Raw genomic sequence first — 15,327 nt, 5'->3', positions numbered from 1 at the left:
AGGTCACATGACCTCGCGGCCGGACGGCCGAGGAGCCGTCCGGCCGCGCTCGGTACGCGGATGTCAGTCCTGGATCTCCGAGAAGACGAAGGAGAACTCCGCGGGGGCCGCCCTCAGTTGGAACCGGGGAAGCGCGCCGGGACCGCACGACTGCGACCCGATGCCCTGCTGGCCGTGGTCGAGATTGACCCAGACCGTGTCACCGGGGCGCAGATCCGTCAGATGGTCCGCGGCGTCCAGCATCTCGGTCGTCCAGCGGCGCGCCGTGAACCAGAAGGCCGGGTCGCCCACGATCCGCAGGCCGCCGATCTCGGCCCAGCGGACGTCGGGCCGGGCGCCGTTCTCCTGCGGGCGCACGTACGGCGTCTGCATCGCGTCCACCGTCGACTCCCAACGGCCGTTCATGGAAGCTGACCCGGTGTCCGGATATCCCTCGCCGGGTCCGCCGCCGAACCAGGTCACCCGGTCGGCGGAGCCCGCGAGCCCGAGCCGGACGCCGAGCCGCGGCAACGGCAGCTTCCACCGGCCCTCCGGTGCCACGGACACGGTCAGCCGCAGCCGTGTGCCGTCGGAGGTCCACCGGTACACCGTGCGCAGGCCGACGTCCCGGGCCGCGGGCGCCACCCGGGTGCGTACGGTCAGGGCGTCGTCGCCCGGCTCCACCCCGTCCAGGCGGTGCCGCATCCGATGCAGGCCCAAGGTGCGCCAGAGCGGGCCGAAGCGGGCGTCCGGCTGCCAGGGCGCGCCGTTGTCGTTGTCGGTCGGGGCGCGCCACACGTCGAGGCGCGGGCCGGTGACCTCGATCCCGCCGATGCTCAGCAGCGCACCGGTGCGGGCGTCGAAGGTGCCCGGCCCGAGGGTGATGACCCGTTCGCCCCGCACCGGACCGCCGGACGGCGTGAAGCGCGGCAACGCCCTTTCCACGACGGGCAGTTGGGTCCACGCGACGACATGTCCGCGCGGCCCCCACGCCGTCTGATCGGCCAGCACCGCCCGGACCGTCCACTGCGTCTCGGCGCCCCTCGGGTCCGCGGTCGGCGTCGGCAGCTTGACGTCGGCCGATGCGCCCGGCGCCAGCGCGGGCACCGGGAGCGGGCCCGACTCGACGGTCTCGCCGTCCACTTGGTACGACCACTCGAAGGCCAGCGCGGAAAGGTCCGCGAAGTCGTACCCGTTGGTGACGCGCACGGTGCCGTCCGAGCCCACGAGCGGTTCCCGCCCCCGCTCGGGCAAGAGGGACGAGCCTCCACCGTCGATGCGGACGGGCTCGATCACCTTCTTGTACTCGACGAGTCCGGGGGACGGCGTCCGGTCCGGGAAGAGAAGTCCGTCGCAGACGAAGTTCCCGTCGTGCAGTTCCTCGCCGAAGTCCCCGCCGTAAGCGAACCCGTACCGCTCGTCCTTGACGCCGTGATCGATCCACTCCCAGACGAAGCCGCCCTGAACACGGTCGTACGAGGTGAACAGGCGCTGGTAGTCCGCGAGTCCGCCGGGCCCGTTGCCCATGGCGTGTCCGTATTCGCAGAGGATGAAGGGGAGCTGACGTCGTCTGGGACCGCCGCCGTCCAGTTGCCGGCCGATCCGCTCGACCTCGGCGTGGTCGGCGTACATGCGTGAATAGACGTCCGTGTCACGGCAGTCGAGGTCTCCCTCGTAGTGGATGAGCCGTGAGCCGTCACGGCCCCGGATCCACTCGGCCATCGCGGTGAGACCGCGTCCGGTCCCGGCCTCGTTGCCGAGGGACCAGAGGACGACGGAGGGATGGTTCTTGTCGCGCTCGACCATGCGCGCCGCCCGGTCCAGCAGCGCGGGTGTCCAGCGGTCGTCGTCGACGGGGTTGTCGCGCCAGGCCTGTTCGGTGAAACCGTGGGTCTCCAGGTCGCATTCGTCGATGACCCACAGGCCGTACTCGTCGCAGAGGTCGAGGAAGGCGGGGTGCGGCGGGTAGTGCGAGGTGCGTACGGCGTTGATGTTGTGCCGCTTCATCAGCAGCACGTCCGCGAGCATGGTCTCCGGATCGAGGGCGCGGCCCTTCTCCGGATGCCATTCGTGCCGGTTGACGCCCTTGAAGAGGACCGCCACGCCGTTGACCTTGATCAGACCTTCCTCGAGCGTGACACTGCGGAAGCCGACGCGCAGCGGGACGCGTTCGCCCTCGGTGACCAGTTCGCCGTCGTACAGCCGGGGTGTCTCGGCCGTCCACGGCAGCACCGGCACCGTGACCGGGGCGCCGGTCACGACATCGATGTCCAGGGCGGGCACGAGGACCCGCCCGTCGACGTCGGAGTCGACGCGCAGGGTCCCCAGGCCCTCGCGGTGGTCGTAGGAGGCGTGCACGAAGAAGTCGAGCGCGCTGCCCGCCGGGCGGTGCAGCAGGGTGACGTCACGGAAGATGCCCGGCAGCCACCACTGGTCCTGGTCCTCCAGGTAGGAGCCCGCCGACCACTGGTGCACCCGGACCGCGAGCACATTGCCGCCCGGCCTCAGCAGATGGCCCACGGCGAACTCGTGCGGCAGCCGCGAGCCCTTGAACTCGCCGAGGTCCGTGCCGTTCAGCCAGACCCGGGCACAGGACTCGACCCCGTCGAAGCGCAGGACGCTGCCGCCGTCCGCCGGCCAGTCCGCCGGCAGGTCGAAGCGGCGCAGGTGGTCACCGGTCGGGTTCTCGGTCGGCACCCGCGGCGGGTCGACCGGGAACGGGTACAGGTGGTTGGTGTAGATCGGCGAACCATGACCCTGCAGCACCCAGTGGCCGGGGACCTGGACCTCGGCCCAGCCCCCGGGCTCGTACCCCTCGGCCGCGAAGGAGTCGTCCTCGGCGTCGGCGGTGGGCGAGAGCCGGAAACTCCAACCGCCGTTCAGGGACAAGGACCTGGCATCCGAGGCCGCGTACCAGGCGCGTGGCGGGAGGGCGCCGTCGCCGGGGGAGACGTCCTCGACGTAGTCGGTGGTGGTGGGAGAGGCCGGTAGTCCGGGAGAGGTGCGGAAAGACATGCGTCTCCTCGTTCAGCCCTTGATGCCGGTCTGCGCGATTCCCTGGACCAGCCAGCGCTGGAGGAAGAGGAACACGAACACCAGGGGCAGGATGGAAATGGCCGTGGCCATGAAGATCAGATGGAAGTTGACGGTCTGGTTCGTCATGTACGAGGACAGGGCGACCTGGACCGTCCAGGCGTCGGGGTTCTGGCCGATGACCAGCGGCCACAGGAAGGCGTTCCAGCCGCTGATGAACGTGATGGTCGCGATCGCGGCGAAGAAGTTCAGCGAGTTGGGCACGACGATGCGCCAGTACGCGCCCCAGTAGCCGAGCCCGTCCATGCGCGCCGCTTCCTCCAGCTCCTTCGGGAACCCCAAGAAGTACTGCCGGAAGAGGAAGCACGTGAAACCGCTGAAAAGCCCCGGAATGATGAGTCCGCGAAGACTGTCCACCCAGCCCAGCGACGAGACGAGCACGAAGCTCGGTACGAAGGTCACGGCGGAGGGGACCATCAGGGTGACCAGCACCCCGTAGAAGACCTTGTTAGCATGCTTGTACGGGATCCGCGCGAGGCCGTAGCCGGCGAGCGAGCAGACCAGCAGGGTGCCGAGGGTGTGCAGCACTCCGACGACGGCGGAGTTCCACAGGGAGCGCGCGAAGGGGACGGTCGGGTCGTCGAACAGCTCGCCGATGTTGCCCCACTTGAGGTCGGTGGGGAAGAACTGCCAGTTCTCACCGGTGATTTCGGCGTCGGTCGACAGGGAGTTGCGCACGAGCAGATAGAAGGGGACGAGGAACAGCAGACCGGCGACGCCGGTGGCGACGTACAGGCCGGTGCTGCCGAGGACACCGCCCCGGTCCCGACGGCGCTTCCGCGGCGCGGCGGCGTGGGCCTTGCGGTCCGGCATGACGGCGGTCACTCGGCCTCCTCCCCGCGTCCGAATCCCATGAACTTGCCCTGGAGCAGCGTCACCATGCAGATCAGCAGGGTGAGGATGACCGCGCCCGCGCTGCCCGCGCCGTAGTCCTGGGCCTGGCCCAGGGCCGTGTAGTACAGCTCGACGAGCGGCGGACGGCCCCAGGTGGTCTTCGAGAGCAGGTTGAAGAACTCGTCGAAGGCCTGGTAGGCGGCCACGAGGAGCAGCAGGATCACGGCCGTCGAGGTGGCGCGCAACTGCGGCAGGGTGATGTGACGGAAGGTCTGCCAGCCCGGCCCGGCACCGTCGATCGCGGCGGCCTCGTACAGCTCGGGCGGGATGTTCTGCAGGGCGGCCAGGAAGAGGATCATGTAGAAGCCGGCCTGGAGCCACAGCCGGGCACTCACGATGACCAGCCAGTACCAGGGCGGATCCGGGTTGGCCAGCCAGGCGATGTTCTCGACCCCGAACCAGCCGAGGACGGTGTTCATCAGACCGAAGCGGACCCCGCTGAAGATGGACATCTTCCAGATCAGCGAGGCGGCGACGTAGCTGCACGCGGTCGGCAGGAAGAACACCGAGCGGAAGAACGCCCGCATGAACCGCAGCCGGTTCACCAGCAGAGCGAGGCCGAGCGAGAGTGCCCAGGTGAGCGGCACGATGAAGGCGGCGAAGACGGTGAACGTCACCAGCGACCCGGTGAAGTTGCTGTTCTCCAGCATCTGCCGGTAGTTGTCGAAGCCGACGAACTTGTCCGGGGTGACCGTGAAGCGCGCCTCGAAGAAGCTCAGCCACAGGCTCCAGCCGATCGGCACGTACACGAAGACCAGCAGGCCGATGAGGAAGGGGCCGGTGAAGAGCCAGAAGTTGAAGGTGGCGCCGCCTCGCAGCCCCCGCCGCGGCCGGGCCGAGGCGGCCTTGGCCGGGGCGGGGTGCGAGACACCGCGAGAGGTGGTGGTCGACATGTCGGGGCCCGTCCGTCGGTCTATCCGAAGAGCTTCTTGAGCTCGCGATTGACGGTCTGGTCGGCCTTGTCGAGCGCGGCCTCCGGGTCCCCGTCCTTGCGGACGCAGTTGGCGAAGACGTCCTCAAGTGCGGTGATCATGGACTGGGTCCAGCCGATGTTGTCGAAGTGCCCGTACTCACCGAAGAGTTTGACGCCCTCGGCGGGCAGGTCCGACTTGAGCTTGGTGGCGGACGCGGCGAGCGAGGAACGCGGCGGGATGTGGAAGCCGTACGACAGCGACCAGTCCTCCTGGTACTTCTTCTGGTCGATCCAGAGCCACTTCACGTACTCCTTGGCCAGGTCGACGTTCTTGCCCTTGGCATTGACGAACATCGACCAGCCGCCGTTGTAGACGGAGGGCTTGCCGGAGTCGGTGACCTTCGGGAAGGCGAAGACCCCGATGTCGTCGCCGAGCGCCTGCTGCATCTGCGGCATCGCCCACATACCGCAGAACTGGATGGCGCACAGCCCCTGGTTGATCGCCGACGGGTCCCAGTAGTCGGCCGGGGCGTCAAGGAGCAGATGGCCGCTGGTGAACAGCCCCCGCATCTTCTTCAGACCCTCCTTGACCCCCTCGGTGTGGTAGGCGATCTGGTTGTTGGCATCGAGGGTGTCGGCGCCGGCCGACCAGATCAGCGGGTTGATGACCGCGTGCAGGTCGTTGCCGATGAACAGGCCCTTGACCTTGCCGGTCGTCAACTTCGCGGCGGCCTCCACGAGTTCGTCGAGGGTGGTCGGCACCTTGACCCCGGCCTTCTCCAGCAGGGAGGGCCGGTAGAAGAAGAACTGCGGGTCGTCGATCATCCGGACGCCGTATATCTTCCCGTCGACCGTGTGCGAGGCGATGTCGGCCGGGTTGAAGTCGTCCTTGACCGGATCGATGATGTCGCTCAGGTCCGCCACCTGGCCGCTCTTGACGAGCTGGATCTGCGGGTGGAACTCGAAGAGGTCGGGCGCGTTCTTGGTGAGCAGCGAGGCGAACAGCTTGCTCTCGAAGTCGCTGCCGGTGATCCACTGCGTGGTCACCTGGGCCTTGTCGTAGGCCTTCGCGTACTTCTTGATGGCCTGCTCGGTGCCCGCCTCCCCGTAGGCGTGGAAGTACTGGACCAACTCCTTGCCCGAACTCCCTCCCCCGGAACGCCCGTTGTTGCTGCCGCACGCGGCCAGCGGCCCGAGGGCGGCGAGGCCGGCGGCGGCCCGGAGTACGGATCGACGGTCCCAGTTGCTGCTCAATGCCGACATGGTGACGTCCTTGTCTTGTCTGCGGTCTGAGTGCTTGCTGCGGCTCGAATTCGCGGTGCGGTGCGGGACGTTAACCTTCTGCTAAGGCTTCGGCAAGGGGTTGGACGAAGTCGGTGTGAAGCGTTGTAGGGGGTTCGGGATACCGGACGCGCCGGGTCGCGGCCCACCGTCGCGACGGACCGCTTCGGCTCAACTCGCTTCGGCGCGGCCCCACTTGCAGCGGGCCGCGCCGATGGTGCCGATGCCGTCGTCACACCGGAGGCGCGGTGCGGCTCCTCGCGGCTGTGGCCCGCTTGGCCGGCCGCTGGCCGACCGACTGCAGTGCCCCTTCGAGGGCGAACGTCGCGGCACCGAGGCAGACCGGGTCGGTCGGAATGGGCGAGAGGACGATCTCGGTGGCCGCGAGCGGGCGCCGCAACGCGTGCCGGGCGACGGCCTCGCGCACCTCGCGCAGCAGCGGTTCCCCGAGCGTGGCGGCGACCCAGCTGCTCAGCACGACCACTTCGGGGTTGAGCAGGTTCACCAGGTCGGAGATCCCGGCGCCGAGGTAACGGGCGGTGTCCCGGACGACCTTGAGGGCGACCGGGTCCTGCGCGGCGACGCCCGCCGCGAGGGCGTCGATGGTGGCGGTCTGGTCCTCCGGGTGCAGCAGGGCGCTTCCTGGGCTCAACTCCCGCAGATTCAGCATGATGCCGGGTGCCCCGACGTACGTCTCCACACAGCCGTGGTTGCCGCAGTGGCACAGCCGGCCGTCCAGCACGAGGGTGGTGTGGCCCCACTCGCCGGCGCTGTTGCTGACGCCGCGGTGCAGTCCGCCGCCGAGCGCGAGACCGGCGCCCACGCCCGTACCCAGATTGACCACCACGGCGTCACCGCGCCCGCGGGCAGCGCCGAACCACAACTCGGCGACGGCGCAGGCCCGCAGCGGGTTGTCGAGGTGCAGGGGGTAGGCGATGTGCTCCGCGAGCAGATCGAGCAACGGCACGTCGTGCCAGTCCCAGTTGGGCGCGTACTCCGCGACCCCGGTGTCGCGGTCGACCTGTCCGGGGACGCTGACACCCACGCCCAGGACCCGGGCACCTTCCACCCCGGCCTGCGCGACCACCGAGCCGACGGCGGCAGCCACATGCCCGACGACCTGCTCCGGACGGCTCTCGCCGGGGCGCATGTCCTCGTCGGCACGGGCGAGCACGTTCAGGGCCAGGTCGAACAGCTCGACACGGACGTACGTCTCCGCGATGTCGACGCCGATGAGGGCGCCCCCCGCCGCGTTGACCGCCACCAGCCCCCGCGGCCGGCCGCCCGCGGAGTCCTCGAACCCGACCTCGGTCAGCATCCTGAGGTCGAGCAGCTCACCGACCAGCGTCGCGACGGTGGCCAGGCTGAGCCCGGTCGCCGCCGCCAGCTCCTGCCGCGAGGTGGGGGATTCGGCGATGATCTGGCGCAGCACCTCGTAACGGTTCGCGGTGCGGATATCGCGTGATGTACCGCGCTTCATGGGGCTCCCCTCGCTTCCGCGCACCGGGGTACCGGGCGCGTCGGCCGACCAGATCTTCGGGCCGGGGTCCGGGGTGCCCCGGGGCGGCACCGCACCGATCGCTTCCCTCGGTCCCTCCGTGCCATGACGAGGCCCGTCGGCCCGGCGCTGCGCAAGGCTATGGCCTGCCGGGGACTTTCGACAAGGGGTTAGGAAAGGGGCTGGAGGAAGTCCCCCACGAAGGCGTTGGTGAACGTGCCCGCCGGGTCGAGCTCCTCGACCAGTGCCTTGAACTCGCCCAGCCGCGGATACCGTTCGCGCAACACCGCCGGCGGCACGGTGAACACCTTGCCCCAGTGCGGCCGCGGCTCGAACGGCTCCAGCGCCCGCTCGACCCGCCGCACCACCGGCAGCACGGCCTCCGTTTCCTCGACCCAGGTGAAGTGCAGAGCCACGGTGTCCCGGCCGTACGCCGGACTCAGCCACTGGTCGTCGGCGGCCACGGTCCGAACCTCGCAGATCTGCAGCAGCGGCGCGATCGTCCCACGGATCGCGTCCAGGGCGTCCAGCGCGGCCGGGGCGTCCGAACGCGCCAGCAGATACTCGGACTGCAACTCGGCCCCGCTGCTCGGCGTGAACTCGGCCCGGAAGTGCGGCAGTCGCTCGTGCCAGGGCCCCGGGACACCCAACTGCTCGGTGCAGTTGCGGGCGGGCATGCCCGGCACCGGGTGCATGGCCTTTGTCGCGGGCGCCGCCCACGGGAAGTCGGGCAGCGGCTGGTCCGTGCGCCGCTTGAGCCACACCTGCCGGAAGCCGGGGTGCCCCCAGTCGGTGAACAGGCTCACGCTGTACGCCGACGCCGCGACCGTCTCGAAGTCCAGATCCTCCAAGGGGAGTTCGGTGAACACATGCTGGCTCACCTCGAAGTCCGGCTCCAGGTCGAGGGTGAGCGCGGTGACCACACCGAGCGCGCCCAGCGAGGTCACGGCACCGCCGAAGCGTTCGTCGCCCCGGCCGATCGTCAGGGACGAACCGTCCGCCGTGATCAGCTCGACCTCGCGCACGGCGGAGGCGAGCGACCCGTTCGTGACCCCGGACCCATGGGTGCCGGTGGCGACCGAGCCCGCCACGGAGATGTGCGGGAGGGAGGCCATGTTGTGCAGCGCGAACCCGTGCTCGTGCACCCGTCGCGCGAGCTCGGCGTACCGGACGCCGCCCGAGACCCGTACCGTACGGGCGGCCGTGTCGACGTCCACCCCGGGCGGCAGCGCGGTCAGCGACAGCAGGACACCGTCGGCGCCCGGTTCGGCGATCTCGTTGAACGAGTGGCCGCTGCCCAGCACCCGTACCCGGGAGCTGTCCGCGACCAGCGCGCGCAGCGCGTCGAGCGAGGAGGGCCGGTGCAGCTCCTTGGCCGCGTACGTGATGTTGCCGGCCCAGTTGGTCAGGGTCCGAGTCATCCCTGTCGTCCCTCCCCGGGAAGTTCGCTGTACGTGGCCCGTGCGATGACCACCCGGGGAACGTACCCCGCCGGTCCGCCGAGTCGGCAGATCCGCCCGTTGACCCTCTCACGTGGCGCGACCTAACGTAGAGAGCGGTTGCTGTCGTCGACCTCACCGAACCGGAAGGCCATCTCCTTGCCCGAGCGTCCTGTGGCGATGTTCGCCATGACCGCCGAGAACGTGACGCGGATCTTCCCTCCGGACGTACTCGCCCGGCTGCGCGAGCTGGTGGACATCGAACTCTCCTCGGTGGCAGGCGACTTCACCGATCCGCGGGTACGGGCCCGCCTCGCCGACACCGAAATCCTGATCACCGGCTGGGGGTGTCCCGTACTCGACGCGGGCATGCTCGACGCGGCCCCGAAGCTGCGGGCCGTGCTGCACGCCGCCGGCTCCGTCAAGGGTTTCGCCACGCCGGCGATGTGGGAGCGCGGGATCGTCGTGTCGTCGGCCGCCGCCGCGAACGCGCTGCCCGTCGCCGAGTACACGCTCGCCATGATCCTGCTCGCGGGCAAGGACGTCTTCGCGCACCGGGAACGCCTGCGCACCGACCGGACCTTTCCCTACGGAGAGATCCTTCCCGGCATCGGCAACTTCGGCCGCCGCGTCGGCATCGTGGGCGCCTCCCGCATCGGCAGGCGCCTCGTCGAACTGCTCCGGCCCTTCGACCTGCCGGTGAGCCTCGCCGATCCCTACGTCGACGAGGCCGGGGCCGACGCCCTGGGCGTCCCCCTGCTGCCGCTCGACGCCCTGCTCGCCGGCAGCGACATCGTCACGATCCACGCCCCGCAGACCCCGGAGACCCGGCATCTGATCGGCCGCCGCGAACTCGCCCTGATGCCCGCGGGATCGGTCCTCATCAACACCGCACGAGGCTCCCTGGTCGACCACGACGCCCTCGTCGAGGCGCTGCGCGCCGAGCGGATCAGCGCGATCCTCGACGTCACGGACCCCGAGCCGCTGCCCGCGGACTCCCCGCTCTTCGACCTCCCGAACGCCTACGTCACACCCCACCTGGCCGGTTCCCAGGGCAACGAGGTCGCCCGGCTCGGCCTGACCGTGCTGCATGAGGCGGAACGCCTGCTGTCGAGGAGAGACCTTGAGTTCCGGATCGACCGAGAGGCTCTGGAGCGGGCCGCTTGAGCGCGACGCCCGAGCGACGCCCGAACGGGCCACCCGAGCCCCGAGGGCGGGGGCGCCTGAGCCCTTGAGCGGAGGTGCCTGGGAGCGGGCGCCTCAGCTGGGCCCCTGAGGGCGGGCGCCAGAGTCAGGCCCTTGAGCGGGGCGCATGATCTGGCCGCCCGCGGGCGAAGGCGCGCGAGAGTTCACGGACGCCTGATCCGCCACGCCCGACCCGCCACGCCTGATCCGGCGGGCTCGACCTGTCACGCCTGGCTGGTGGGTCTGACCGGCGGGCTTGACCTGTCACATCTGGTTGGCGGGCCTGAAGCACGCCCGATGCGTCACGCCCGACTCGACGGGCCTGATCAGGCAGGTGCGACCCGGTGGCCTGCCCCGGTCAGGCCTGACCTGCCATGCCTGACCGGCGGGCCTGATAGCCACGTCCGATGCGCCACGTCCGATGCGCCACATCCGATTCGACATGCCTGACCCGGCAGGTGCGACCCGGCGGGTCCGCCCCCGTCCCACCCGGTACGCGTCACCCGGTGGGTGGCGTCTCGTCGGTGGGAAGCTGCCCGGCCGGCCGGGCAAGGAACGCTGCTGTCGTCGTCACGAACCGTTCCGGGTCGTCGAGCCACGGGAAGTGTCCGGCGCCGGGCTGGACGACCAGCTCGGCGGCCGGGAACAGGGCGGCGACCCGGGCCATCGCGGGGGGCGGGGAGTTCAGGTCGACCTCCCCGGCGAGCACCAGCACCGAAGACCCCAGGTGGGCGAGCGCCGCCCGGGTGGCGTCCGGGGCGAAGGCGCCGTCGGCGTAGCGGGCCGCGGCCTCGTGGTTCTTGTGGTCGTCCTCGGCGTCCCGGTGCGCCCGCGCGGCCTCGTCCCAACGGCCGTACCAGAAGGGGGCGATGGCCCGGAACGCGTCGGCGTCCCCGTTTCCGGCGACGATCGCCTCCAGTGCCGCGAACGCCTCCGGGAACCACGGCTCGTCCCGGCGCAGCAGCGCAGCCGCCCGCCTGTCCTCGGGAGCGATCTCGATCCCGACCGCGTAGACACTCGGGGTGATCAGCGCGAGCCGCGCGACGCGCTCCGGATGGCGTTGCGCGTAGAGCAGCGCCAGATTCGTCCCGCCGGAGTGCGCGAGCAGGTCCATCCGGTCGAGGCCGAGGTGCTCGCGCAGCGCCTCGACGTCGTCGACCAGCCGGTCGCAGCGGTACGAGGAGGGGTCGTCCGGGACCGCGGACCGGCCGGTTCCGCGCAGGTCCAGCATGATCAGCCGCCGGTGCGCGGACAGCCCGCCCAGATCCCCGAGATACCCGCAGTCCTGCATCGGTCCGCCGGGCAGACACACCACCGGTGAGCCGTCCCCGAAGGTGTCGAAGGTCAGCTCGGTCCCGTCGTACGCGGTGAAGGCAGGCATGGCGACGACTCTCGCACCGGCGCTCGGCGGGCGGCAAACGACTTCCGGTGCTCCGGTGGCGTCGCGCGGCGCGAGGGACCCGGCACGGCCGATGTCCGGGCGGGGGCATACCGTGAGGAGTCGAACACGACAGACGAAGCAGATCGGGAGCGAGGAGATCGGGATGGGCAGCCGCACCGCGCTGATCGAGGATCTGATGGAGCGGTTCCCGCACGTACCGCGGGAAGCCGTCATCAAGGAGGACCTGCTCCGCGGGGGCGTGGCCTTCGACGCGTCGGCCCTCAGCGACAACGAGGGCGGCGAGGTCAAGCCGAAGTCGTACTTCATCTTCTCCTTCGACCACGGCACCCTGCCCGAGCTCGGCGAGGCCGCGCTCCGGCGCCCGCCCGAGGAGATCATCCTCACCGGCGGCCCCTACGACCTGCGGCGCACCGTCGTGTCCGTGCGCGTCAATCCCACCTCGCCGTACCGCCTCGCCGCCGACGACGAGGGCGTCCTCGGGCTCTACCTCGACGGGAAGCGGATCTCCGACGTCGGGGTGCCGCCGATGCCCGAGTACTACCGGCACACCCTCTCGAACGGGAAGTCCGTGATGGAGGTGGCCCCGACGATCCAGTGGGGGTACCTCATCTACCTCACCGTCTTCCGCGTCTGCCAGTACTTCGGCGCCAAGGAGGAGTGCCAGTACTGCGACATCAACCACAACTGGCGCCAGCACAAGGCTGCCGGCCGCCCGTACACCGGCGTGAAGGACGTCGAGGAGGTCCTCGAAGCGCTGGAGATCATCGACCGTTACGACACCGCGAAGGCGTCGACGGCCTACACCCTCACCGGCGGCGCGATCACCAAGACGGTCGCCGGGCGCGACGAGGCCGACTTCTACGGGCACTACGCCAAGGCCATCGAGGAGCGGTTCCCGGGGCGGTGGATCGGCAAGGTGGTGGCCCAGGCGCTGCCGCGCGACGACGTGCAGCGGTTCAAGGACTACGGCGTGCAGATCTACCACCCCAACTACGAGGTGTGGGACCGCCGGCTGTTCGAGCTCTACTGCCCCGGCAAGGAGCGCTACGTCGGCAGGGACGAGTGGCACAAGCGCATCCTGGACTCCGCCGAGATCTTCGGCGCGCGCAATGTGATCCCCAACTTCGTCGCGGGCGTGGAGATGGCCGAGCCCTTCGGCTTCACCACCGTCGACGAGGCCATCGCGTCGACGACCGAGGGGCTGCGGTTCTTCATGTCGCACGGCATCACGCCCCGCTTCACCACCTGGTGCCCCGAGCCGACCACCCCGCTGGGCAAGGCCAACCCGCAGGGCGCGCCGCTGGAGTACCACATCCGGCTGCTGGAGGCCTACCGCGCCACGATGGACGACTTCGGGCTCAAGTCGCCGCCCGGATACGGAGAACCCGGTCCGGGCCGAGCGGTCTTCTCCGTCAGCTCCTTCATGGACAGCCTGCCCGCGCAGGAGCCGGCCTCCCAGGTGTGATCCGCGCCCCGAGGGCGCACCCCGTACGGCTCGGACGTCATGCGAACGTCCGGGCCGTACGCGTCGCACCGCACCGCACCGCGTCGCACCGCACCGCGTCGCACCGCACCGCACCGCGTCGCACCGCACCGCACCGCACCGCGTCGCGCGGGACGGGGGCGTCATGACGGACGGTGGGGCGGTGGGGCAGGGCGGGGACGGGGGAGTGGTGGGGGACTGGGGAGTGGTGGGTTCTGTGAAAGTTGAAGCGATCGGTCCCCTCCGGCCCGCGTCCCGTACGACACTCGGGCGACCGGAGCCGGTCGGTCCACCCCGTGATCGCGCGACCGCATGATGTGACTACGTCGCTTGTCAGTTGTGTCGAAACCGTGAAAGGCTCTGGCCCGTTGTTGAGACGGTCCCCAACTCCCGCTGAAAAAAGCCGAGTTGGGCGTTGTGTGACGTTGCACATGGAAGCAGTGGATGCAGGAGCCCCCCCATGCCAGACCTGCCGACCCCCCAGGATGCCGCCGAGGCCGCTCTGTTCTCGGAATGCTGGGACGCGGTCCTGTCGTACGCCGATCTGTGCACAGCCGGCTCCGCCGCGGCCACGCAGCTGGCCACCGAGGCGTTCACCCATGGCATCCATGAGGCGCGCTCGGTCATGGCGCGCACGAAGAACACCGGCCGCAGAACCCCCCGGCTGCCCCGGATTCCCTTGCTGCTGAACTCGGTTCGGACCACCGTCGCGGCCTGGGAGGCGCACGGCCAGGGCCATCGGCTGGACCCCGACCTCAGGCTGTGGCTCAACTCCGAGAAGGCCGCCCGCTACACCGGACCTCCGCTGCACCGCCCGATCGCGCTGCGGGGCTTGAGGGACCTTCAGGAACCCGACGCGGCACTGCTGTGGCTGGTCGAGGTGGAGGCGCTCCCGCTGCCCGCGGTGGCCCGGCGGCTCGGTCTCGACCCGGTGGCGGCCGCCGAGGAACTCGGCCAGGTGCGGGCGCTGTTCAGGGACCGGTGCCATCGCAACCACCTCGACACGCCGATGGACGCGAACTGCCGCAGCTATGCCCGGCTTCTCGACGCGGTCACCCGCTCGCCGGGCGCCGAGACTCCCGAGGACCTCTCGCAGCACCTCTCCCGCTGTGTGGAGTGCGCGGAGGCCGCCGCCTGTCTGCGGCTGCACGGCGGCGGACTGCCCGCGGCGCTCGCGGGCGGGGTGATCGGCTGGGGCGGCCTCGCCTATCTGGAACGCAGGCGCCGCGCCGCCGAAGCGGGGCTGGCGGGCGGGCGCACGGACGCGGCGGTGGACACCGGCATCGCCCAGGCCAAGGAGGCCGCGCCCAGGGTCGGCCGCACCGGACTGCTGGTCGCCGCCGTCATCGTCTCCGGCCTCGCGCTCACGGTCTCCCTGATGCCCTTCGGAGCCGGGAACGACGGCGGCGGCGCCGTCGCGCGCGGCGACTCGGCCGACCGTCAGCCGGTGGCCGAATCGGGTGTGCCGTCCCCGCCGGCGACCACCCGCGTCGAGGGCTCGCTCGTCTCGCCCGAGCCCGCGGACCCCAGCGCCGACGCGGGCTCGAAACCCGACCCCGAACCCCAGGGCACGGCGTCGGCCTCGGCCCGCACCCCCAGCAGCACTCCGGGCTCCAAGAGCTCCACGAAACCCGCGGGCTCCACGAAGAGCCCCGCGTCCTGCGAGGTGAAGTACCACCTCGTCGACGAGTGGACGGACGGTTTCCAGGCCACCGTCACCGTCACGTCCGCCGTGGCCCTCGACTCCTGGCAGATCGCCTGGACCTTCGACGACGGCCAGCGGGTCACGCAGATGTGGGACGGCACGGTCTCCCAGAACGGCTCCCACGTGACCGCGACCGCCGCCGACTACAACAAGTCGGTCGCGGCGGGCGGTTCCTTCGCCGTCGGCTTCCTCGGCACCTGGCACGACACGAACGCGGCCCCCGACGCCTTCACCCTCAACGGCGGACGCTGTACGACCGCTCACTGAACCACCGGCCGTCCGCGTTCCTGGGTACGGGCCGTGGGCGCCGACGACCGGGCCGCCGTCGAACTGACGGCGCCCCGCGCCGCGTACGGGTGTGTCCGCCGCGCCGCACGGCCTTTCCGCGCTCCAGCTCCTCGAATACGTCAGCGGTTCCGGGCAGCGGCGCAGCGTGACGGTCCGGTTCGTCGAGG

Annotated in this window: 10 protein-coding genes; 3 read left to right on the top strand and 7 right to left on the bottom strand. The window is 70.5% G+C overall.

Annotated elements, in window-relative coordinates:
* Positions 1 to 63 precede the first annotated feature (63 nt).
* From N4G66_RS13510 to N4G66_RS13485, 6 genes are all read right to left on the bottom strand, one after another.
* Positions 64 to 2,994 carry a glycoside hydrolase family 2 TIM barrel-domain containing protein gene (locus tag N4G66_RS13510; RefSeq protein WP_261704311.1) on the bottom strand — a complete coding sequence of 977 codons (2,931 nt, stop codon included), beginning with the start codon at positions 2,992 to 2,994 and terminating at the stop codon, positions 64 to 66.
* Positions 2,995 to 3,006: 12 nt separating this feature from the next.
* Positions 3,007 to 3,885, bottom strand: a complete 879-nt coding sequence (locus N4G66_RS13505) for a carbohydrate ABC transporter permease (protein ID WP_261704456.1) — start codon at positions 3,883 to 3,885, stop codon at positions 3,007 to 3,009.
* An 8-nt stretch (positions 3,886 to 3,893) separates the two neighbouring features.
* Positions 3,894 to 4,859 carry a carbohydrate ABC transporter permease gene (locus N4G66_RS13500; RefSeq protein WP_261704310.1) on the bottom strand — a complete coding sequence of 322 codons (966 nt, stop codon included), beginning with the start codon at positions 4,857 to 4,859 and terminating at the stop codon, positions 3,894 to 3,896.
* Positions 4,860 to 4,879: 20 nt separating this feature from the next.
* The gene (locus tag N4G66_RS13495) at positions 4,880 to 6,142 is read right to left on the bottom strand and encodes an ABC transporter substrate-binding protein (protein WP_261704309.1); all 1,263 of its coding nucleotides are present in this window, start codon (positions 6,140 to 6,142) and stop codon (positions 4,880 to 4,882) included.
* 250 nt (positions 6,143 to 6,392) lie between these two features.
* Positions 6,393 to 7,640 carry an ROK family transcriptional regulator gene (locus tag N4G66_RS13490; protein ID WP_261704308.1) on the bottom strand — a complete coding sequence of 416 codons (1,248 nt, stop codon included), beginning with the start codon at positions 7,638 to 7,640 and terminating at the stop codon, positions 6,393 to 6,395.
* 188 nt (positions 7,641 to 7,828) lie between these two features.
* Positions 7,829 to 9,079: an FAD-binding protein gene (locus N4G66_RS13485; RefSeq protein WP_261704307.1), complete on the bottom strand. Its 1,251-nt coding sequence runs from the start codon at positions 9,077 to 9,079 to the stop codon at positions 7,829 to 7,831.
* 177 nt (positions 9,080 to 9,256) lie between these two features.
* Between N4G66_RS13485 and N4G66_RS13480 the strand changes: the two genes are divergently transcribed.
* A complete protein-coding gene (locus tag N4G66_RS13480; protein ID WP_261704306.1) occupies positions 9,257 to 10,264 on the top strand; it encodes a hydroxyacid dehydrogenase in 1,008 nt (335 codons plus the stop codon).
* A gap of 517 nt (positions 10,265 to 10,781) precedes the next feature.
* Here N4G66_RS13480 and N4G66_RS13475 read toward each other — a convergent pair.
* Positions 10,782 to 11,663, bottom strand: coding sequence for an alpha/beta fold hydrolase (locus N4G66_RS13475; RefSeq protein ID WP_261704305.1), 882 nt, complete (start codon positions 11,661 to 11,663; stop codon positions 10,782 to 10,784).
* 163 nt (positions 11,664 to 11,826) lie between these two features.
* Between N4G66_RS13475 and N4G66_RS13470 the strand changes: the two genes are divergently transcribed.
* Together N4G66_RS13470 and N4G66_RS13465 are read left to right on the top strand one after the other, a co-directional pair.
* A complete protein-coding gene (locus tag N4G66_RS13470) occupies positions 11,827 to 13,149 on the top strand; it encodes a radical SAM protein (RefSeq protein WP_261704304.1) in 1,323 nt (440 codons plus the stop codon).
* Positions 13,150 to 13,627: 478 nt separating this feature from the next.
* Positions 13,628 to 15,139: a cellulose binding domain-containing protein gene (locus N4G66_RS13465; protein ID WP_261704303.1), complete on the top strand. Its 1,512-nt coding sequence runs from the start codon at positions 13,628 to 13,630 to the stop codon at positions 15,137 to 15,139.
* The last annotated feature ends 188 nt before the right edge of the window (positions 15,140 to 15,327 follow it).

This window comes from Streptomyces rhizosphaerihabitans (genome assembly GCF_025399795.1).
Taxonomy (GTDB): Bacteria; Actinomycetota; Actinomycetes; order Streptomycetales; family Streptomycetaceae; genus Streptomyces; species Streptomyces rhizosphaerihabitans.
This window is presented reverse-complemented; position numbering and strand designations above follow the sequence as displayed.

Coding starts and splice junctions, on each gene's coding strand:
- N4G66_RS13510 (WP_261704311.1), bottom strand. CDS start 2,994: ATGTCTTTCCGCACCTCTCCCGGACTACCGGCCTCTCCCACCACCACC.
- N4G66_RS13505 (WP_261704456.1), bottom strand. CDS start 3,885: ATGCCGGACCGCAAGGCCCACGCCGCCGCGCCGCGGAAGCGCCGTCGG.
- N4G66_RS13500 (WP_261704310.1), bottom strand. CDS start 4,859: ATGTCGACCACCACCTCTCGCGGTGTCTCGCACCCCGCCCCGGCCAAG.
- N4G66_RS13495 (WP_261704309.1), bottom strand. CDS start 6,142: ATGTCGGCATTGAGCAGCAACTGGGACCGTCGATCCGTACTCCGGGCC.
- N4G66_RS13490 (WP_261704308.1), bottom strand. CDS start 7,640: ATGAAGCGCGGTACATCACGCGATATCCGCACCGCGAACCGTTACGAG.
- N4G66_RS13485 (WP_261704307.1), bottom strand. CDS start 9,079: ATGACTCGGACCCTGACCAACTGGGCCGGCAACATCACGTACGCGGCC.
- N4G66_RS13475 (WP_261704305.1), bottom strand. CDS start 11,663: ATGCCTGCCTTCACCGCGTACGACGGGACCGAGCTGACCTTCGACACC.
- N4G66_RS13470 (WP_261704304.1), top strand. CDS start 11,827: ATGGGCAGCCGCACCGCGCTGATCGAGGATCTGATGGAGCGGTTCCCG.
- N4G66_RS13465 (WP_261704303.1), top strand. CDS start 13,628: ATGCCAGACCTGCCGACCCCCCAGGATGCCGCCGAGGCCGCTCTGTTC.